This is a genomic window from Streptomyces sp. NPDC047853, from assembly GCF_043204535.1.
Taxonomy (GTDB): domain Bacteria; phylum Actinomycetota; class Actinomycetes; order Streptomycetales; family Streptomycetaceae; genus Streptomyces.
In genome coordinates this window covers 285,755-303,833 of record NZ_JBIDCI010000005.1, presented here as the reverse complement: position 1 = coordinate 303,833, position 18,079 = coordinate 285,755, and the positions used below count along the sequence as shown (strand labels likewise).

Sequence of the window (18,079 nt, the reverse complement as noted above, 5' to 3'; positions counted from 1 at the left end):
CGGTCCGGAGCGAGAGGGGCTAGTCCGTCAGATCCAGGCGCATGATCTGGCGGTGCATGCCCGGGCCGAAGTAGTCCGGGCGCAGACCGCCGTCGGGCTCCTCCGGGCGGAAGCCGAGCCCCCGGTAGAGGAAGATGGCGGCGAGGTTGGCGGGCTCCACGGTCAGGCGCACCACCCGGATGCCGTCCCGGCGCAGCCGGTCCAGCACCTCCCTCATCAGCTCCCGGCCCAGCCCGTGGCGCCGGCGGTCCTGCGTCACGCACAGGCCGAGTATCCAGCTGTCCGCGCCCAGCGCCCGGGTGGCCGCGAGCACGTAGCCGCGCAGCCGGCCCGTGCCGTCGTCCAGCACCAGGAAGTGTTCCTCGTACATGTCGAAGAGCTGGCGCAGGAGGAAGCCGGGGTAGGCGAACTCCTGGAAGACCTCCTCGTCGAGCCGCCGCAGTTCGGGCAGGTCGGGCTCCCGGGCCGTGCGCAGGACCAGCGGCGGGTCGTCGCAGCGACGAGGGCTGGGATCCGTGAGCCGGTCGAGGCGGTCCAGGGAACGTTCCAGCGGTTCGGCGGTCATGCAACCCCCAGTCAGGACGTGCGAGGTCAACTCGACGGATGCGATGTTCATTCGCCAGGGGTACGCGGCTTCGTATGGCGGCCATCGATCCCTTCTGGCTAGAGTGAGCTTCCAACTGGGCTCGTGCAAGGGCGAGTTAGGGTGTGCGTCAGTGCGCCCGACGTGCGCCCGGCGGACGAGGTCTGGCGTGTTCCCGGCTGTCTCGACCTGTCCTGGTGGCCTACCGTGCACGGCACTGGGGCTTGTCCGGAATTCACATGGAACGCGGCAGGGTGACTATGGATCGCAACGCCGACGCACCTTGGTCGAAGTTCGATCCCGAGGTGTACGTCGACAACAACTACCGGACGCCGCTCGAAGTGGACCGGCTGATCGTCCGGTTGATGCGCGAGCACTTCGGCCGCTGCTTCTCCCGGGGCGTGCCCGATTCGGTGCGGGGCGTCGACGTCGGTGCCGGGGCGAATCTCTATCCCGCCCTCTCCATGCTCCCGTGGTGCGAGAAGATCCTCCTGCTGGAATTCGCGCGTCCGAATGTCGAATACCTGGAGCGGCAGGTCTCCTCCGGGGGTTTCGACACGGCGTGGGACGCGTTCTGGGACGTACTGAGCGAGGCCCCCGCCTACGCCGCCGTCGAGCCGAGGAGCCGGTTCGGCGAGATCGTCCGGGTGGAGCGGGGCAACCTGTTCGACCTCGACGGACACCGGCGCTGGGACATGGGGACCATGTTCTTCGTCGCCGACTCCATGTCCGAGTGCCCGGACGAGTTCAAGCGGGGTGTGCGCTGCTTCATGAACGCCCTCGGCGCGGGTGCGCCGTTCGCCGCCGCGTTCATGAAGGAGTCGGTCGGCTACCGCGTCGGCGAACACGACTATCCGGCCTACCGGGTGAACGAGGACCGGGCCAGGGAAAGCCTCGAACCCTTCACCACGGAGCTGGAGATCCACGATCTGCACCACGTGGTGCGGCCGGGACACGAGGGAATCCTTCTCGCCCTCGGGCGGCGCAATTCGGAGGTTGCCGTCCCCTAGGAAAGGGGACCATGCTGAACACAGGGCAACGGGGTCTGTACGAGGGGTGCGGGGAATGCAGATCAAGCCACGCCAGCACATGCTGGAGATCTGGCAGGCCATGGCCCGTCATTCGTTCGAGGACGGGAAACTCGTCCGGGGGGACACCGACGGGCTGAGCAGCGTCGCGGACGCCGAGCGCCTGCTCTGTCTGCTGTACCCGGCCACCGAGGTTCCCGCCTTCCGCCTGGACCAGCCCGACACCACCGAACGCGACGTGCTGCGCGCCCTCGACCGGATCGGCAGCCGGCTGGAGATCCCGCCCAACCTGATCACCGCGCTGACCCAGTTCATGCGCACGCACACCGGCACCGACGACAGCCCCACCTTCGCGGGCGGACACTACTTCCGGCCCGCCGAACCCGACGGCGAGATCACCCACGAGCAGAGCCAGTTGGGCGTGGTCGACTCCTACTCCATGTCCGTCACGCTCTGCCTCGCCACCCTCGGATTCCTCAAGGTCTACGAGGGCACCACGACCCGTCCCGAGGTGCTCCGGGCGATCGCCGAGCTGAGGGACGCCACCAACGCCCGGCTGACCGCCGCCATGGTCAGCCTCCTGCGCTCCTTCACCGTCAACGTCTTCGACGCGGAGTCCGAGCAGGGCAAGCGGCTCATCCAGGTCGTCGGACAGGGCAGACAGTCCGACCGGGCCGTCCTCCAGCAGTTCTCCCGCAAGTTACGCCCGCTGCGCGCCACCATCATCGAGAGCCTGACCCGGGGCATCCAGGTCGACGAGGGCATCCGCGACGAGAGCCAGCTCTTCGAGTGCGGCTGGGCCTGGGGCATCGTCAAGGACGCGCCGACCGTCACCGACCTCGACGTCCAGGTCCACGGGCAGCCCGACGGCATCGCCGACCGGCTGCCCTACGTGTACTTCACGGTCGTCGCCCTCGACGGCATCCAGGACCTGTTCTCCGACCGCACCCTCACCCTCGGGCTGCTCGACGCCGACCAGCAGAAGCTGGCCGAGGCGCTGCGCCTGCGCTGGGAACTCAGCCAGCAGTACTGGTCCGCGATCGCCCGCTTCGGCGCCGAGCGCTGGCCCCTGGAGGACCTGCCCTGGCAGACCACCGGCCTGCGCCTGGAGTCCGAGTACTTCTCCCTGACCGTCGCGGCGATCCTCGTCCACGACCTGATCCGCCGGAAGGCGACCGACGACGACCTCACCCGTACCGTCGCCGTCATGGAACGCCTCGCCGACCGGGGCCGGGTCACCAGCCGGATGACCAAGGACGACCCCACCATCAGGCTGCACACCCCCGGCGTCACCATGCCGCTCGCCGGGTCCGAGCACTCCGGCGGGGTCCTCCTGTGGCGGATGACCGACTACTCGGCCCAGCTCCTCAAGCGGATCATCCAACTGGCCACGCTCTCGCGGAACATCGGCGCGCAGGACCGGCTGCTGCGCCTGGCCGAGCAGGCCTTCGAGCACCTGTGGGCCCGGCGCATCGACGACGAGGACGGTGCCGGTCTCTGGGACGACGTCCGGTCCGTCTACCCCGACGCGCGCACCGCCGGCCTGCGCATGTCCTGGAGCATCACCGAGCGCGTCACCGAGTGCCTCGTCGCCGCCCGCAACCTCTACGAGCAGCAGCCCATCCGCAGTCCGGAACTGGCCGAGCTGGCCCGCGAACTGCTCAGCGAGGCCACCCACCTGTTCGGCAAGGAACAGCTGGAGGCGTCCGCCGCCCCCGACGGCAGCCGGGCCCGGGCCATGCGCAGCATCGAGAGCCGCCTCGACCACGCCCGCGGCCTGGTCGACGAACGCCCCGCCACCGCCTTCGCGCTGGCCCTCCCCGTCCTGCAGGAACTCGACACCCTGGCCCAGGCCAGGGGAGCCGCCGCGCAGGAGGTGTGAGCGTGCTCGTCTTCGCCGCCTCCGACAAAGGAGGCACCGGGCGTTCGGTGACCAGCGCCAACCTGGCCTACCAGCGCGCCCTCACCGGCGATCACGTGGCCTACGTGGACTTCGACTTCGGCTCGCCCACCGCCGCCGCCGTCTTCGACGTGCCCGGCGCCGTGCGCGGCACCGAGGAACGCGGCCTGCACTCCTACCTGGAGGGCGACACCGCCGAGCCGGCCAGGATCGACGTCTGGCGCCAGACCGAACACCCCCTGCTGCGGGCCCGGCCCAACCAGTCCGGCCGGCTCGTCCTGTTCCCCGGCGACGCCGGCGGCGGCGAGTTCGCCACCGGCGAGGAGACCCTGGAGCGGTGCGTCGACCTGCTGCTGCGGCTCAACGGCGAGTTCGACATCACCGTCGTCGACCTCAGCGCGGGCCGCAGCTACGCCGTCGACATGGCCCTCGCGGCCACCGCCCATCCCCGGATGCGCCACGTCCCCTTCCGCTGGCTCGTCTTCCACCGCTGGACGCGCCAGCACGTGATCGCCGCCTCCGGCCTCGTCCACGCGGCCCACGGCATCATCGGCGGCGGCGTCGACCGGGGCCACGACGAGGACGTCCTGCGCGCCGCGATCCGCTTCGTACGCGCGGCCGTACCCGACCCCGAGTCGCCGCTGTGGTCCCAGGGCTCGCCCGCCCAGGCCGCCTGGATGCAGGCCTGCGACGAGGCGCTGCGCCGGCTCGCCGCGGAGCACCGCATCGGCGACAGCGTGGTGCTCGGCGTCGTACCGCTGGAGCCGATACTCCAGTGGCGCGAACAGCTGATCACCGAGGAGGACGTGCTCTCCACCCAGATCGCCAACAAGGAGACCCTCGAAGCGCTGGAGGAGATCGCCCGGCGGCTCACCGACGACTCGCACTGGGGGCGGCCGTGACGGACGAGGTGTTCCGGGAGACCGCCGCCGAGCCGCGCACCCAGTCGGTGCCGCTCGCGCACCTCTCGCTGGAGCTGGGCCACCTGTACATGGAGGACTTCGAGGCCGGGCCCGCCCGCCTGCGCCGGCACTTCGCCGAGGTACGCCCCTGGGTGGAGGCGGCCCGCACCGCCGCCACCGCCCGGGCCGGCGGAAAACGCGCCCGAATCAGCACCTGCTTCCTCATCGACGACTACTTCACCCGCTTCTCCACCCCCGCCGACGTCGTGCCCATGCTGCTCGCGGAGGCCGAGCGGGCGGGGCTGGCCATCGACTACCTGGCCCGCGAGTCCGGCTGCGCCGTCACCGGCAAGGTGCCCGTCGCCGAGGCGGTGGCCGGGCGCATCGTCGAGTCGCCGCCCCCCGGCAGCCACGGCCTGCGTCCGCCCGCCGCGCAGACCGGCTGGCTGGCCAACGGCGAGCGCAGCCCCGTCGCCCGCGCCCCGCAGGCGATGAAGCGCGCCACCCCCTGGCAGCCGCCCCGGGAGACCGCCGCCCGCCACCACTCCGTCTTCCTCGACGTCGAGCTGTGGAGCGACGACGCCGACGGGCACCGCACCTGGTCCTGCCCCTTCCTCGCGGCCGTGTGGCAGCTCGCCCGCCTCGGACTGCTGCGCAACGAGGGCGACGCCGTCCTCGTCCCCCAGCCGCACACCGGCACCGGCTTCCCGGACGACTGGGACGACCTGCCCGCCCTGCTCCGGCTGGACGACCGCGCGGACCCCTTCGCCGCCTACCGGACCTGCTCGGTGCTGCCCACCCGGTTCCTCCCCGTCGAGCACGCGGTCCGCGTGATCCTCGACCAGATCGAGGTCGACCCCGGAGCGCTGGCCCAGGTCGCCGAACGCTCCGGCCGGGAGCGTGTGCCCGTCCCCGACTCGGTCGCCGACCGCGTCTCCTACGTCTACTACGCGGGGCCGTGACGTGGCGCCGCGGCAGCGCACTCCGGGCGGGGACCTCGTCTGCGGCGAGGTCCGCACCTGCCTGCTGCCCGCCCGGCAGGCCCTGGACATCCGGTCCGCCGCCCAGCTCCTGGCCCTGCGCGCCGACGAACGGGTCCTGCTCTCCGAGCGCCCGGGCCTCTACGCGCGTTCCCCCGACACCCTGACCGGCGTCGACTGCCCGCTGCCCAGCGCCAACGGCGCCCGCGTCCGCGCGGTCGGCACCGTCGCCGCACGCGCCGCGCTCACCGAGGGGCGCCTGCTGCAGACCTCCGCCCGCTTCCGGGCACCCGCCTCGGGCCCGGACCAGCGGCGGCCGTGGGGCGAGTACCTGGTGCGGCCCGGCGTGGTCGAACCGCTGGGGAAGCTCCCCCTGGAGGCGGTCGCGCAGGGCGTGCTCGACGGCGCACTCCACGGGGACCTGGACGTCGGGGTGATAGCCGACGGGCTGCTCACCCGGCTGCTGCGCCACCCGCTCCTCGACCAGCGTCCGCCCTTCCGGTCCCGCCCGACCCGGTTGCGCTGGGTGGCCCTGCCCGCCGGACCGGGCGAGGGCCCCACCATCGAGCGCTTCACCCTCGCCGAGGACGAACTGCGCACCGTACGGCTCCGGGTGCCCGAGGGCACCGACGGCGCCGACCTCGCCGTCCTCTGCGACGACCTCGCCCTGCACGACTGGCTCCTCACCACCGTGGTCCGCATGTTCGACGGCCTCCGGCTGGGCCAGGGAGCCGCCGAGGACGCGGGCGCCGTCGTCCGGGCGCTGCGCCCGGCCGTCGACCACCTGCTGCACCTGTGGATGCCCGCGGCCCGGGTGGCCGGGGACCTGGCCCCGCTGTGGGACCCGCTCGAGGAGCGGCCCGGCTTCAGCCGGCAGTGGCGGGCCCTGGTGCAGCGCATCCGCGACCAGCTCACCCTGCACGCCATTCCCTCAGCCCACCGGGAGGTGGAGTCGGTCCCCTGACCGGCGCCGGCGCCTCCCACGCACATCCCCGCCCCGATCCGACGCGCATCCCAACGGGGGGAGAAGCGAGATGAGCACGGCACAGTCACCCCGCCCCGACGACACGGCCCGCACACGGGACCCGGCGGACCCGAGAGGGGAGTCGCCCTGGGCCCGCATGCTGCTGGTCGCCCTGGTCGTCGGCGCCCTGTTCTGGAGTGTCACGGCGCTGCTGAGCCCCGAGGACGGCACGCTGCGGCAGTTCGCGGCCGCCGTGCTCTGCGCCGGCGCCGCCCTGGCCGTCCAGTACCTCCTCGGCCCGGCCCCCCTCCCGGACGGCGTGCGGCTGGAGGAGCACACCCGCCGGGTGGAGAGCGCCCTGGCCGAGAACACCGCCGCCGTCCGGGAGGGCCTGACCCGGTACGACGACGAGTTACGGACCGGCCTGACCCGGCACACCGAGGACGTGAAGCAGCTGGTCGAGCGCCACGTCACGCAGGCGGACCACCGGTCGGCGGACTCCTACCCGCCGCTGGACCGGGCCCGCATCGACAGCGTGCCCGACCTGGCCAAGGGCTTCGCCGACGTGCTGCTGCCCGACCCGTCGATCCTGCACACCTTCGTCCACCTGGAGATGACCCGGGTGGTCGGCCACATGGCGGACCTCACCAACCAGAGCGCCGAGTGCCCCGGCGAGAACCACGACTGGATGCTCACCCTCACCCGGGCCGCCGAGCACTCCATCTGTGCCACCAGCACCTCCGTCGACCGGGAGTTCTGGAACAGCGAACCCGCCGGACGCTACCTGGACGCGCAGCAGGAGGCCATCGACGAGCAGGGCGTCTCGGTGCGCCGGCTGTTCCTGCTGGAGAGCGCCCGGGAGCTGGACGACCGGCTGCTGAGACTGTGCGAGGAGCAGGAACTGCGGCGCATCGACGTCCGGGTGGCCGTCCTGCCCGAACTGCCCCCGCACCTCCAGCGCGGCACCACCAACGACTTCATCCTCTACGACGAGGAGGTGTCGTTCGAGATCGAGCAGGACCTGCGCGACGTCAACGTCCGGACCCGGCTCACCGCGCGCCAGGACTACGTGCGGGACCGGCTGAAGCGCTTCAAGGAGCTGTGGGACGCCGGCATGGGCCTGCGCGAGCTGGAGGTGCGGGTCGACGCCGAGGAGGACGGCAACTGGATGGTCGACCGGGCCTGACCGCCCGCCCCCCGTACTCCCCGGGGAGCAGAAGCGGCCGGGTGTCACCCCGGGCAGTAGCCGCGGACTCGCCCTCACGTCCGACGCGACACCGCCCCGCCGCCGGAAGTCTGGACAGCGAACCGGACATCCAGCGGAGGGAGCCCGTCAGATGGGGGCCGTCAGAACAAGCGGTGAGGCAGGGACGGCGGGTGGGGGGCGGCGCAGGCCGGCGGGCGGGAGGCGGCGCCGGGCCGTGCCCTGGCTGGTGCTCGGGCTGTGGATCGCCGTACTGGCCGTCGCCGCACCGTTCGCCTCGAAACTGTCGGACGTCCAGCGCGACCGGCCCGTCGACTACCTGCCGGCGAGCGCCGACTCGACGCAGGTCGCCGAGATCCAGGACCGGCTGCCGGGCGGCGGGGCCACCGAGATGGTCGTCGTCTACCACCGCGACGCCGGTCTGACCGCCGCCGACAAGGCCACCGCCGCCGGCCAGATCGACGAGATCGCGGGCGCGCACGAACTGACGGTCCGCCCCACCGGCATCCCGTCCGAGGACGGCACCACCCTCATGTACCCGGTGATCAGCACCGAACCCGGCCAGGACGAGGAGGCCCGCGACGCGCTGGTCGACGCCGTACGGGACGTCGCCCGGGGCGGCGACGGGCTGAGTGTCGAGGTCGGCGGTGAGGGGGCGCTGGCCACGGACGCCGCCGAGGTCTACAACTCGCTCGACGGCCCGCTGCTCTACACGACCGCCGCCGTCGTCGCCCTGCTGCTGATCCTCATCTACCGCAGCCCCTTCCTCTGGCTGGTCCCGCTCGCCGTCGCCGGGATCGCCGACTACCTGTCGATGGGCGTCGCCTACGGCCTCAACCAGTGGTTCGGCACCTCGGTCTCCGGCCAGAGCACCGGCATCATGACCATCCTCGTCTTCGGCGTCGGCACCGACTACGCGCTGCTGCTGGTCTCCCGCTACCGCGAGGAACTGCGCCGCGTCGAACGCCCCCACGACGCCATGCTCGCCGCCCTGCGCGGCTGCGGACCGGCCGTGCTCGCCTCCTCCGGCACCGTCGCCGCCGGACTGCTGTGCCTGCTCGCCGCCGACCTCAACTCCAGCCGGGGCATGGGCCCGCTCGGCACCGTCGGCGTGCTGTGCGCGCTGGCCGCGATGCTCACGCTGCTGCCCGCGCTCCTGGTCCTGCTGGGCCGCCGCGTCTTCTGGCCGCTCGTCCCCCGCTACGGCAGCACGCCCAGGGCCCGCAGGTCGCTGCTGGCCGCGGTGGGCGGCTTCGCCGAACGCCGGCCCCGTGCCGTGCTCGTGGGCGGCGCCGTCCTGCTCGGCGCGCTGGCGCTCGGCTCGTTCAACCTGCCCGGCTCCCTCAAGCAGGAGGACTCCTTCACCAGCAGGCCCGACGCCATCGCCGCGATGGAGACCCTCGCCGCCGCCTACCCGGAGCGCGGCACCCAGCCCATCGCCGTCATGGCCCCCACCGACCGCGCCGACGCCGCCCTCGCCGCCGCCCGCGACACCCCCGGCGTCGACAGCGCGGAGAAGGGCCGCGAGGGCGGCGGTTGGACGGAACTGACCGTACTGGCCTCCGCCCCGCCCCAGTCGGCGGCCGAGACCGCCACCATCGAGGCCCTGCGCGACCGGCTCGACGGCTCCTACGTCGGCGGCCCCAGCGCGCAGCAGATCGACCTGGAGGCCACCAACGCCCGGGACACCGCCCTCGTGGTGCCGCTCGTGCTGCTCTCGGTCCTGCTGATCCTCGTGGCCCTGCTGCGGTCCCTGGTCGCGCCGCTGATCCTGGTCGCCGCCGTCGTCGCCGTGTGGGGCGCGGCCCTCGGCATCGGCGGCCTCGTCTTCGGCCCGCTGTTCGGCTTCGAGGGCACCGACCCGGGCCTGGGCCTGCTGTCGTTCGTCTTCCTCGTCGCGCTCGGCGTGGACTACGGCATCTTCCTGATGCACCGCATGCGCGAGGAGTCCCTGCGCGGCGCCGAACCCACGCGGGCCGCGCTCACCGCGCTGCGCACCACGGGCGGGGTCATCGCCTCCGCCGGGCTGGTCCTCGCGGCGACCTTCGCGGTGCTCACCAACATGCCGATGGTGCAACTGGTCGAGCTGGGCTTCGTCATCGCGGTCGGCGTCCTCCTCGACACCTTCCTCGTCCGCACCTACCTGGTCACCAGCGCGAGCGTCCTCCTGCGGCGCCGGGTGTGGTGGCCCGGCCGGCTCTCCCGGGCCCCCGGCGACCCGGCGCCGGCCGGGGAGCGGGAGACCGTCGGCGTCTGAGGCGCACCACGACCGGAGCGCGCCCCTCCCCTCCCGGAGGGGCGCGCCCGTCGCGGAGGATGGACCCGTGCACGCACCCACCGCGAACGCGTCCGGGCCCCGCCTCGGCGAGCGGATCATGGCCGTGATCAACCGCGACCCCCGCACCGCCCCGCACGGCACCCGCAACGACGCCGTGCTCGCCGCGGTCCTGCTCGCCGCGGCGGCCTGCCTGGCCTTGTTCACGGACGAGGGCCGCCGCCCGGACGCGGCGGGCTGGGCGCTGCTGGTCGCCGCGCACGTCCCGATCGTGTGGCGGCGCCGGCACCCGCTGCTGGTGCTCGCGGCGGTGGTGGTCCTGGTCGGGCCGTACCACGCCCTGGACAACAACCACGCCGCGCCCGGCCCCGCCTCCTACGTCGCGCTCTACACGCTCGCCGTCACCGGCCGCCCCCTGCGCACGATCCTGACCGGTGTCGCGGTCCTCACCTTCTCCGTGAGCATCATGCTGACCGTCGACACCCACCAGGCCGTCGAACTGCTCCGGATCTCCGGCTGGGTGGTCGCCATCCTCTTCGCCGGCGTCGACGTCCGCTACTACCGCCAGTACGTCGCCGCCATCGTCGAACGTGCCGAGCGCGCCGAACGCACCCGCGAGGAGGAGGCCCGGCGCCGCGTCGCCGAGGAACGCCTGCGCGTCGCCCGGGACCTGCACGACCTGCTGGCCCACAGCATCACCCTCATCGGCGTGCAGACCTCGGTCGCCGCCCACGTGCTGACCGCCGACCCCGACCGCCTGGACCGGGCCACGGTCGCCAAGGCCCTCGACGACATCGCCGAGACCTGCCGCTCCGCGCGCGGTGAGCTGCGGACCACGCTGGAGGTCCTGCGGGAGCAGGACGCGCCCGACGCGCGCGGCCCCCTGCCCGGACTGCACGGACTGCCCGACCTCGTGGAGGCCGCCCGGCTCGCCGGAGCCCGGGCCGAGCTGTCGGTGGACGCCGGCACCGTCCCGCCCGCGGTCGGCGCCGCCGCCTACCGCATCGTGCAGGAGGCGCTGACCAACGCCGTACGCCACGCGGGCCCCGAACCGTCCGTCCGCGTCGAGGTGCGCGGCGAGCGGGGCGCCCTGCGCCTGTCCGTGACGGACGACGGCGCCGGCACCGACGACCCCGCAGCAGCCCCCGCCCTCGACGGCGCCCCCGGTTTCGGCCTCGTCGGCATGCGTGAACGGGCCCGCAGCGTGGGTGGCACACTCGACGCCGGGCCGAGGGCCGGGGGCGCCGGCGGCTTCGAGGTGACGGCGCTCCTGCCGACCCCCGCGACTCCCTCGGCGCCCGCCGCCCCCCTGATGCCCGCGACCCCGGAGAGAGACGGATGACCATACGCGTGCTGCTCGCGGACGACCAGAACCTCGTCCGCGCCGCGTTCGCCCTGCTCGTCGCGTCGGCCCCCGACATGGAGGTCGTCGGCGAGGCGGGCACCGGCCGCCAGGCCGTGGAACGGGCCCGCTCCGAACGCGCCGACCTTGTCGTCATGGACATCCGCATGCCCGACCTGGACGGCATCGAGGCGACCCGGCTCATCGCGGCGGACGAGGACCTCGCGGGCGTGAAGGTGCTGGTCCTCACCACCTACGACACCGACGACAACATCGTGGAGGCGCTCCGTGCGGGCGCCTCCGGCTTCCTGGTGAAGGACACGCGGCCCGCCGAACTCCTCGACGCCATCCGCACGGTGACGGCCGGCGACGCGCTGCTGTCACCGGGCCCGACGGCCCGGCTGATCGAACGCTTCCTGCGCAGCCCCGCCACGCCGGCGGCGGGCGGAGCGGGCCCCGACTGCCTGTCGGACCGCGAGCGCCAGGTGCTCACCCTGGTCGCCCGCGGCCTCACCAACACGGAGATCGCCGACTCCCTCGGACTGAGCCCACTGACCGCGAAGACCCACGTCAGCCGCATCATGGGCAAGCTGGGGGCGCGGGACCGGGCGCAACTGGTGATCGTGGGCTACGAGTCGGGGCTGGTGACGCCGGGTACCGGTCAGCGGCAGTAGGCGTCCGTGCCCGGCCGCTGCCCGGTCGCCAGGAAGCGGGAGGCGGTCTCGTCGCCGCAGGCGTTGCCGTTGGCGAGGTAGGGGTTGTGGCCGGTGGAGTCCACGGTGACCAGGACCGCGCGCCGGCCGAGCGCCTCCCGCATCTTCAGGGCGCCGGCGAGCGGGGTGGCGACGTCCCGCTCGTTGGAGAGCAGCATGATGTTGGACGGCCCCTCGTCGGTGATCCGCACCGGCGCCTCGCGCTGCGGGTACGGCCAGGCGGCGCACAGCATGGCGTTGCGGGGCATCCCGGCGGTGAGCGGGTACTTGGCGCGGCTCTCGGCGACGCCCTTCTCGTACACGGCCTGCGACGTGGGCCAGGCCACGTCGTTGCAGAGCGTCCCGGCCCCCACGGCGGTGACGTTCTGGAGCACGGCCTCGGGCGGTGCCTGGGGCGCGGACGGCAGCGTGCCCTCCTGGGCGGCCCGCATCAGCCGGGCGAGCGTCGGGTAGCGGCTGGGGGAGTAGAGGCTGTCCAGCATGGTCTGGCGCAGCACGTTACCGTTCAGCTCCTCGGGGTTGGCGCCGGGCCAGGGGATCGGTTCGCGGTCGAGCCGGGCGGCGAGCCGCAGCATCATCGGCCGCACGTCGGCGGCCCTGCGCGCCAGCCGGTCCGGGTTGCCCGGCTCGGCGGCCCAGGCCGCGAAGTGCGGGAAGCTGTCCTCGACGCCCTGCTCGTGCGCGGCCAGCCAGGCGCGGTTGACGCGGGCCGGGTCCGGGTCGTCGACGCTGTCCAGCAGGACGCGGTCGGTGCGGTGCGGGAACTTCTGCGCGTACACCGCCCCCACGTACGTCCCGTACGACGTCCCCCATGCGGAGATCCGCCGCTCGCCGAGCGCGGCCCGCAGGAGGTCGATGTCGCGGGCCTCGTTCGCCGTGCTGAGGTGCTTGATCAGCTCGCCGCCGTTGCGGGCGCAGGCGTCCGCCGTGCGGCGGGCGGTGGCCATGGCCTCGTCCACCGAGCCGTCGGGGGAGGGCCAGGGGCGGAGCCGGGAGGTGGCGAGGTCGGCGTGTTCCAGGCCGCAGTCGACGGAGGTGGACGGGGCGAGTCCGCGCGGCGCGAACCCGATGAGGTCGTAGGTGTCACGGACGTCCTGGGGCAGCTTCCGTCCCTTTCCCGAGGGGTCGTTCAGGCTGGAGCCGCCGGGGCCGCCCGCGATGAGCAGGAGCACTCCGCGCCGGGCGTCCGGGTTCTCGCTCGGGATGCGCGAGACGGCGATGTCGATGCGGGGGCCGTCCGGATCGGCGTGGTCCATGGGGACCCGGAGGGTGGCGCACTGCTGACGGGGGTCGAGACCGGTGCCCTGGCAGGCGGTCCAGACGAGGGGCTCGGCGGGGCGCGAGGCGGCGGAGGCGGTCACCGGCGCGGTGATGCCGAGGAGGGCCGTGGACACGCCGACGACGGCGGCGTTGCGGAGGGTGCGGGTGCGCTGCGTCATGCGACGAGCCTCGCGGATGTCCAGGGCCCTCCCCATCCGGGCAACAACCCGAAAAGCAGGGGGGATTACCCCAGGAAGGACCCTCCGGGTTCTCCCCGACCCTCACAGGAAGAAGCTGTCGTGCTTCACCTGGAACTCCCTCAGCTCCTCGCCGCCGCGCTGCGCGAACTCGGCCACGTGCTCGAAGTACTCCTCGCGCGGGGCGCCCGGTGAGAAGAGCATCAGCATGGAGACCGGGTCGTCGCTGTCGTTCTTGAAGGCGTGCAGTCCGCCGACCGGCACGTACAGGAAGTCGCCCGGGCGGCCGGTGACCCAGCGCTCGCCGTCGTACAGCTTCAGTTCGCCCGACAGGACGTAGAAGGACTCCGAGATGCTCCGGTGGAAGTGCGTCCTGGCGCCCGGCGCCCTGGGGCCCATGTCCACCTTGTACAGCCCGAACTCCCCGCCGGTGGAGGCGTGGCTCGCGAGGTAGTGGGTCTTCGTGCCGCCGGGGGAGACGATGTCCGGCGGGGTGTCGGCACCCCTGAACACGGCGTTGATCTCGCCCTTCTCGCCGAGGTAGCGCGGCTCCGGGTACGACATGGGTGCCCCTCTCTCCGTGGGTGTCCGGGCCACTCTCCCCGACGGAGGGCACTTCGGGCATCGTCCGCAAGATCGAAGGGGCGGGCCGTGGGGCGTAGGTCCGAGGGACCGCCCGCCGGAGGAGTGGCCGTGGGGCCGCCCGCTTCCTCGCCAGTGTCGTGCCTCCGCGACCCGAGTAAAGGGCGCTGCGCGTCGCCTTCGGCGATCGGCCTGCGGCCGACCCTTGACTCGGCCCGCTCCGGCACTAGGGAGAAGCGAGCGGGCGGCCCGGGGAAAGCGGGTGCCCGGGTACGACGGTCCCTTACGTCGGCTGCCCGGTCCCCGGCGTACGGGGCGCACTCGCGCCTCGCCTGCACGCTGGGCCGGCTCAGCGGCTTGCGGGGAGTGGGGTGGGCGGTCCATGCGCGCGCAGGCCGGGTGGCGGCACGCCGCGTCGCCCGGCGGCCGCCGGTGAGTCGAAGGGAGGGGGAGTCCCGGGGGAGGGGTCTGCGAAAGCGTGAACACTTTGCTGCGAAGTGTTCACGCTTTCGCGGGGGTGGTCGGGCGGAGCGGTCCCGTCGCAGTGGTGGAAGTGGCGCCACCTCCCACCACCCACCACCCGCCGTTCGCCGCCGAGACGGCCTGGCGTGCAGGCGAGGCGCGAGCGCGTACCGTCGGCGCCGGGTGCGGGGTGGCGGACGGTTGACCGTGAACCCGGTTCGGCCACCCGTCTTTCCGGGCCGCTCGCTCGCTTCTCCCTCGTGCCGGAGCGGGCCGAGTCAAGGGTCGGCCGCAGGCCGATCGCCGAAGGCGACGCGCAGCGCCCTTTACTCGGGTCGCGGAGGCACGACACTGGCAAGGAAGCGGGCGGCCCCCACGGTGCGTACGAACTCCGTCCAGGCGACCGACCCGACGACGATCACCGGTCCGCCGGCCACCTTGCTGTCCCGGACCGGTACGACGCCCACGACTCCGTCGGCGACCTCGACGCAATTGCCTCCATCGCCGTTGCTGTAGCTGCTCCTGCGCCAGCGGGCGGCGCCCGGGAAGGCGCACGCGACCTCGACGCAGCTGCCGCCCTCGCCATTGCTGTAGCTGCTTTTCGTCCAGCGGGCGTTGGTCAGGTCGTACTCGCGCATCGTCTGAAGTCCTCCGCCGCCGACTCGATCAGGGCCAGGGACGCCTCCGGCGACACCGTGGCGACCCTGAGCAGATCGTATGCGCGCTGCGCCCGCTTCACCACGGCTGGATCGTCCACCAGCGTCCCGGAGAACGAGGTCTCTGTATAGGCGACCGGAGGAGCGTCCTGAAACTCCATGAGCTGCAGCATCCCGCCCATGGCCGCATGCGCTCCCGTCTCGTACGGCAGGACCGCCACCACGGCCGTGCGCTCCCGCACCAGCCGTGCGATGTGGGTCAGTTGGGCGGCCATCGCCAGGCGGCTGCCCACCGGGATGCGCAGCACGTTCTCGTGAAGCGTCACCCAATACTCGGGCCTTGTAGCGTCGTCGAGGATCAGCGACCGCTCCAGTCGGGCGGCGACGATCTCGTCGACGTAGGCGTCGGACTGGAACGGATTCGCGGCGATGGTGACCGCGCGTGCGTACTCCTTCGTCTGCAGCAGCCCCGGTACGACCGTCGGCGCGAACTCGCAGATCCGCGTCGCCAGTCGTTCCAGCTCCACAACACCCGCAAAGTAATCCGCGTACCCCGGTTCATCAATCAACTTCCTGCACAGCCGCTCGAAAATACCGTCGGTTTGCAGTACCCCGTCAATCCGCTGGGCCACATCCAGCTGCGGCTTGCGAATTGCCTGTTCGAACTGGCCGATGTAACCCCCCGACACGAATACCCTTGCGCCCAGCTCGACTTGAGTGATTCCGGCGTCCTCGCGGCGGCGTTTCAGTTCCGCTCCGAAGAACTCCCACGCCGCTTGCCGTGAACCGTTGGCCATAACCAACCCCCCGCCACTGAACCCCACTTGTAGTGCACAGACTCCCTCCGAGTGTAGTCACGGCACGTCATTCTGGGGATGTGAAGAGTGAAACCGTAAAGGGAAGGGGAACACGGTGAAGGCACCACACTCGGCGCCCTGCGTCGAAGAAGCGGAGGACTCGGTGAAAGAATTGCGCGCGGCGCTCGCGAAGGCCGGAATTACTCTCCCGTCGCTCGGGCTCGACCCGGTGAGTCTTGCGCGAGAGGCACCCTGTCCGCTCGTCGAATTGGGCCGGTGCTCCGTCGAGACCGCCAGGCGGCTCGCGGCGGCCCTGCGATGACGACGCCGCCCGTGGGGACCTATGCCGTCGACACCCGCAGCGGACGGGTCGGCGTCGTCATGGGGTACGAGGGCCCGTACGTCCAGATGCGCCCGTACGGCGGGGGGCGCGAGTGGGACGCCGAGCCGGGTGAGGTGCGCCACGCCACTCCGTCCGAGCGGCTCAGCGCGGCGACGGCGTACACCAACGCCCGAAGCCGTGGCGAGGTGCCTTGAAGCATGCGCGAGAATGGTCCGCATGAGTCTGTTCCGCGACGACGGCATCGTGCTGCGCACCCAGAAGCTGGGTGAGGCGGACCGGATCATCACCTTGCTCACACGCGGTCACGGACGCGTACGCGCCGTGGCGCGCGGGGTGCGGCGGACGAAGTCGAAGTTCGGGGCGCGGCTGGAGCCGTTCTCCCACGTGGACGTGCAGTTCTTCGCCAGGGGCAGCGAGCTGGTCGGGCGCGGGCTGCCGCTGTGCACGCAGAGCGAGACCATCGCGCCGTACGGCGGCGGGATCGTCACCGACTACGCGCGGTACACGGCGGGGACCGCCATGCTGGAGACGGCCGAGCGGTTCACCGACCACGAGGGGGAGCCGGCGGTGCAGCAGTACCTGCTGCTGGTCGGTGCCCTGCGGACCCTCGCCCGGGGCGAGCACGCGCCGAACCTGGTCCTCGACGCGTTCCTGCTGCGCTCCCTCGCGGTCAACGGGTACGCCCCCACCTTCGGGGACTGCGCGAAGTGCGGCATGCCCGGTCCGAACCGGTTCTTCTCGGTCGGCTCGGGCGGCACCGTCTGCGCCGACTGCCGGGTGCCCGGCAGCGTCGTACCCTCGCCGCAGGCCCTGGAGCTGCTCGGAGCGCTGCTCGCGGGAGACTGGGGGACGGCGGACGCGTGCGAGTCGCGGTACGTCAGGGAGGGGAGCGGGCTGGTGTCCGCGTACCTGCACTGGCATCTGGAGCGCGGCCTGCGCTCCCTGCGCTACGTCGAGAAGTCCTAGAAGAGCAGTCGGTACGAGGAGACGAGAGACACATGGCCGTACGCGGGATCCTGGGGCGTCAGCGCCGGGACTACAGGACGCCGGAGCCGCACCCGTCCGGCGCGCGGCCCCCGAGGCTCGGTGAGCTGGTACCGGAGCATGTGGCGATCGTCATGGACGGCAACGGGCGCTGGGCCAAGGAGCGCGGGCTGCCGCGCACCGAGGGGCACAAGGTCGGTGCCGAGCGGGTGCTGGACGTGCTCCAGGGCGGCATCGAGATGGGCGTGCGGAACATCTCCCTGTACGCCTTCTCCACCGAGAACTGGAAGCGGTCACCGGACGAGGTGCGCTTCCTGATGAACTTCAACCGGGACTTCATCCGCAAGACCCGCGACCAGCTCGACGAGCTGGGCATCCGCGTCCGCTGGGTGGGCCGGATGCCCAAGCTGTGGAAGTCGGTCGCCAAGGAACTCCAGGTCGCCCAGGAGCAGACCAAGGGCAACGACCGGCTCACCCTGTACTTCTGCATGAACTACGGCGGGCGCGCCGAGATCGCCGACGCGGCGCAGGCCCTCGCCGAGGACGTGCGGGCCGGACGGCTCGACCCGTCGAAGGTCAACGAGAAGACGCTCGCGAAGTACCTGTACTACCCGGACATGCCGGACGTGGACCTGTTCCTGCGGCCGAGCGGTGAGCAGCGCACGTCCAACTACCTGCTGTGGCAGAGCGCGTACGCCGAGATGGTGTTCCAGGACGTGCTGTGGCCCGACTTCGACCGGCGGGACCTGTGGCGGGCCTGCCTGGAGTTCGCCTCCCGGGACCGTCGCTTCGGCGGCGCGATCCCGAACGAGGAGCTGTTGGCCATGGAGGGCCGGCCGGAAGGTTCCAGCCTGTCCGGGGGTGCCCCCTCCGGGGGAGTCTGAGGACGAGGCCGGTCAGGCCGACG

At 72.5% G+C, this 18,079-nt stretch carries 18 protein-coding genes; 13 read left to right on the top strand and 5 right to left on the bottom strand.

Annotation, left to right across the window (positions count from 1 at the left end; translation table 11 throughout):
- Positions 1-19: 19 nt before the first annotated feature.
- Positions 20-565 (bottom strand): GNAT family N-acetyltransferase, encoded by a 546-nt coding sequence (locus ACGF5T_RS12810; RefSeq protein ID WP_356603949.1) that lies wholly within the window; start codon positions 563-565, stop codon positions 20-22.
- Positions 566-822: 257 nt separating this feature from the next.
- Between ACGF5T_RS12810 and ACGF5T_RS12805 the strand changes: the two genes are divergently transcribed.
- The 9 genes from ACGF5T_RS12805 (at position 823) to ACGF5T_RS12765 (ending at position 11,852) form a co-directional block, all read left to right on the top strand.
- A complete protein-coding gene (locus ACGF5T_RS12805) occupies positions 823-1,593 on the top strand; it encodes an SCO2525 family SAM-dependent methyltransferase (RefSeq protein ID WP_356603248.1) in 771 nt (256 codons plus the stop codon).
- A 55-nt stretch (positions 1,594-1,648) separates the two neighbouring features.
- Positions 1,649-3,493: an SCO2524 family protein gene (locus ACGF5T_RS12800; protein WP_356603246.1), complete on the top strand. Its 1,845-nt coding sequence runs from the start codon at positions 1,649-1,651 to the stop codon at positions 3,491-3,493.
- 2 nt (positions 3,494-3,495) lie between these two features.
- Complete coding sequence (locus tag ACGF5T_RS12795) at positions 3,496-4,413, top strand: SCO2523 family variant P-loop protein (RefSeq protein WP_361014654.1); 918 nt, start codon at positions 3,496-3,498, stop codon at positions 4,411-4,413.
- Positions 4,410-5,375 carry an SCO2522 family protein gene (locus ACGF5T_RS12790; RefSeq protein ID WP_366769291.1) on the top strand — a complete coding sequence of 322 codons (966 nt, stop codon included), beginning with the start codon at positions 4,410-4,412 and terminating at the stop codon, positions 5,373-5,375. Before ACGF5T_RS12795 ends, ACGF5T_RS12790 begins: the two co-directional genes overlap by 4 nt.
- Before the next feature lies 1 nt (position 5,376).
- Positions 5,377-6,357 carry an SCO2521 family protein gene (locus ACGF5T_RS12785; protein ID WP_356603243.1) on the top strand — a complete coding sequence of 327 codons (981 nt, stop codon included), beginning with the start codon at positions 5,377-5,379 and terminating at the stop codon, positions 6,355-6,357.
- 70 nt (positions 6,358-6,427) lie between these two features.
- Complete coding sequence (locus ACGF5T_RS12780) at positions 6,428-7,543, top strand: hypothetical protein (RefSeq protein WP_356603242.1); 1,116 nt, start codon at positions 6,428-6,430, stop codon at positions 7,541-7,543.
- 235 nt (positions 7,544-7,778) lie between these two features.
- Positions 7,779-9,818 (top strand): MMPL family transporter, encoded by a 2,040-nt coding sequence (locus tag ACGF5T_RS12775; protein WP_361014495.1) that lies wholly within the window; start codon positions 7,779-7,781, stop codon positions 9,816-9,818.
- Between the two features lie 118 nt (positions 9,819-9,936).
- The gene (locus ACGF5T_RS12770) at positions 9,937-11,178 is read left to right on the top strand and encodes a histidine kinase (protein WP_356603945.1); all 1,242 of its coding nucleotides are present in this window, start codon (positions 9,937-9,939) and stop codon (positions 11,176-11,178) included.
- Positions 11,175-11,852, top strand: a complete 678-nt coding sequence (locus ACGF5T_RS12765; protein ID WP_356603238.1) for a response regulator transcription factor — start codon at positions 11,175-11,177, stop codon at positions 11,850-11,852. Before ACGF5T_RS12770 ends, ACGF5T_RS12765 begins: the two co-directional genes overlap by 4 nt.
- Here the strand turns inward: ACGF5T_RS12765 and ACGF5T_RS12760 are convergent.
- The 4 genes from ACGF5T_RS12760 to ACGF5T_RS12745 all read right to left on the bottom strand — a co-directional run bounded on the left by ACGF5T_RS12760 (position 11,840) and on the right by ACGF5T_RS12745 (position 15,845).
- Complete coding sequence (locus ACGF5T_RS12760) at positions 11,840-13,330, bottom strand: alpha/beta hydrolase (RefSeq protein ID WP_356603236.1); 1,491 nt, start codon at positions 13,328-13,330, stop codon at positions 11,840-11,842. The two genes, ACGF5T_RS12765 and ACGF5T_RS12760, sit on opposite strands and share 13 nt — an antisense overlap.
- 102 nt (positions 13,331-13,432) lie before the next feature.
- Positions 13,433-13,912 (bottom strand): cupin domain-containing protein, encoded by a 480-nt coding sequence (locus tag ACGF5T_RS12755; RefSeq protein WP_356603234.1) that lies wholly within the window; start codon positions 13,910-13,912, stop codon positions 13,433-13,435.
- Positions 13,913-14,718: 806 nt separating this feature from the next.
- Positions 14,719-15,030 carry a DUF397 domain-containing protein gene (locus ACGF5T_RS12750; protein ID WP_356603232.1) on the bottom strand — a complete coding sequence of 104 codons (312 nt, stop codon included), beginning with the start codon at positions 15,028-15,030 and terminating at the stop codon, positions 14,719-14,721.
- Positions 15,012-15,845 carry a helix-turn-helix transcriptional regulator gene (locus tag ACGF5T_RS12745; RefSeq protein ID WP_356603230.1) on the bottom strand — a complete coding sequence of 278 codons (834 nt, stop codon included), beginning with the start codon at positions 15,843-15,845 and terminating at the stop codon, positions 15,012-15,014. Before ACGF5T_RS12745 ends, ACGF5T_RS12750 begins: the two co-directional genes overlap by 19 nt.
- A 115-nt stretch (positions 15,846-15,960) precedes the next feature.
- Here ACGF5T_RS12745 and ACGF5T_RS12740 point away from each other — a divergent pair, with 115 nt between their 5' ends.
- Genes ACGF5T_RS12740 through ACGF5T_RS12725 form a run of 4 tightly spaced genes read left to right on the top strand, consistent with a single transcriptional unit; the run spans position 15,961 to position 18,056 of the window.
- Positions 15,961-16,167, top strand: a complete 207-nt coding sequence (locus ACGF5T_RS12740; protein WP_356603228.1) for a hypothetical protein — start codon at positions 15,961-15,963, stop codon at positions 16,165-16,167.
- Positions 16,164-16,382 (top strand): hypothetical protein, encoded by a 219-nt coding sequence (locus ACGF5T_RS12735; protein WP_356603226.1) that lies wholly within the window; start codon positions 16,164-16,166, stop codon positions 16,380-16,382. The genes ACGF5T_RS12740 and ACGF5T_RS12735 overlap by 4 nt, the downstream gene beginning before the upstream one ends.
- A gap of 22 nt (positions 16,383-16,404) precedes the next feature.
- Complete coding sequence (gene recO / locus ACGF5T_RS12730) at positions 16,405-17,154, top strand: DNA repair protein RecO (RefSeq protein ID WP_356603224.1); 750 nt, start codon at positions 16,405-16,407, stop codon at positions 17,152-17,154.
- A 32-nt stretch (positions 17,155-17,186) separates the two neighbouring features.
- A complete protein-coding gene (locus ACGF5T_RS12725; protein WP_356603222.1) occupies positions 17,187-18,056 on the top strand; it encodes an isoprenyl transferase in 870 nt (289 codons plus the stop codon).
- Positions 18,057-18,079: the final 23 nt, after the last annotated feature.

Bases quoted from the DNA above. Each gene is read 5' to 3' on its own strand.
- ACGF5T_RS12750 (WP_356603232.1), bottom strand. From the start codon at position 15,030: ATGCGCGAGTACGACCTGACCAACGCCCGCTGGACGAAAAGCAGCTAC.
- ACGF5T_RS12745 (WP_356603230.1), bottom strand. From the start codon at position 15,845: ATGGCCAACGGTTCACGGCAAGCGGCGTGGGAGTTCTTCGGAGCGGAA.
- ACGF5T_RS12780 (WP_356603242.1), top strand. From the start codon at position 6,428: ATGAGCACGGCACAGTCACCCCGCCCCGACGACACGGCCCGCACACGG.
- ACGF5T_RS12810 (WP_356603949.1), bottom strand. From the start codon at position 565: ATGACCGCCGAACCGCTGGAACGTTCCCTGGACCGCCTCGACCGGCTC.
- ACGF5T_RS12755 (WP_356603234.1), bottom strand. From the start codon at position 13,912: ATGTCGTACCCGGAGCCGCGCTACCTCGGCGAGAAGGGCGAGATCAAC.
- ACGF5T_RS12800 (WP_356603246.1), top strand. From the start codon at position 1,649: ATGCAGATCAAGCCACGCCAGCACATGCTGGAGATCTGGCAGGCCATG.
- ACGF5T_RS12805 (WP_356603248.1), top strand. From the start codon at position 823: ATGGAACGCGGCAGGGTGACTATGGATCGCAACGCCGACGCACCTTGG.
- ACGF5T_RS12765 (WP_356603238.1), top strand. From the start codon at position 11,175: ATGACCATACGCGTGCTGCTCGCGGACGACCAGAACCTCGTCCGCGCC.
- ACGF5T_RS12725 (WP_356603222.1), top strand. From the start codon at position 17,187: ATGGCCGTACGCGGGATCCTGGGGCGTCAGCGCCGGGACTACAGGACG.
- ACGF5T_RS12770 (WP_356603945.1), top strand. From the start codon at position 9,937: ATGGCCGTGATCAACCGCGACCCCCGCACCGCCCCGCACGGCACCCGC.
- ACGF5T_RS12735 (WP_356603226.1), top strand. From the start codon at position 16,164: ATGACGACGCCGCCCGTGGGGACCTATGCCGTCGACACCCGCAGCGGA.
- recO (WP_356603224.1), top strand. From the start codon at position 16,405: ATGAGTCTGTTCCGCGACGACGGCATCGTGCTGCGCACCCAGAAGCTG.
- ACGF5T_RS12760 (WP_356603236.1), bottom strand. From the start codon at position 13,330: ATGACGCAGCGCACCCGCACCCTCCGCAACGCCGCCGTCGTCGGCGTG.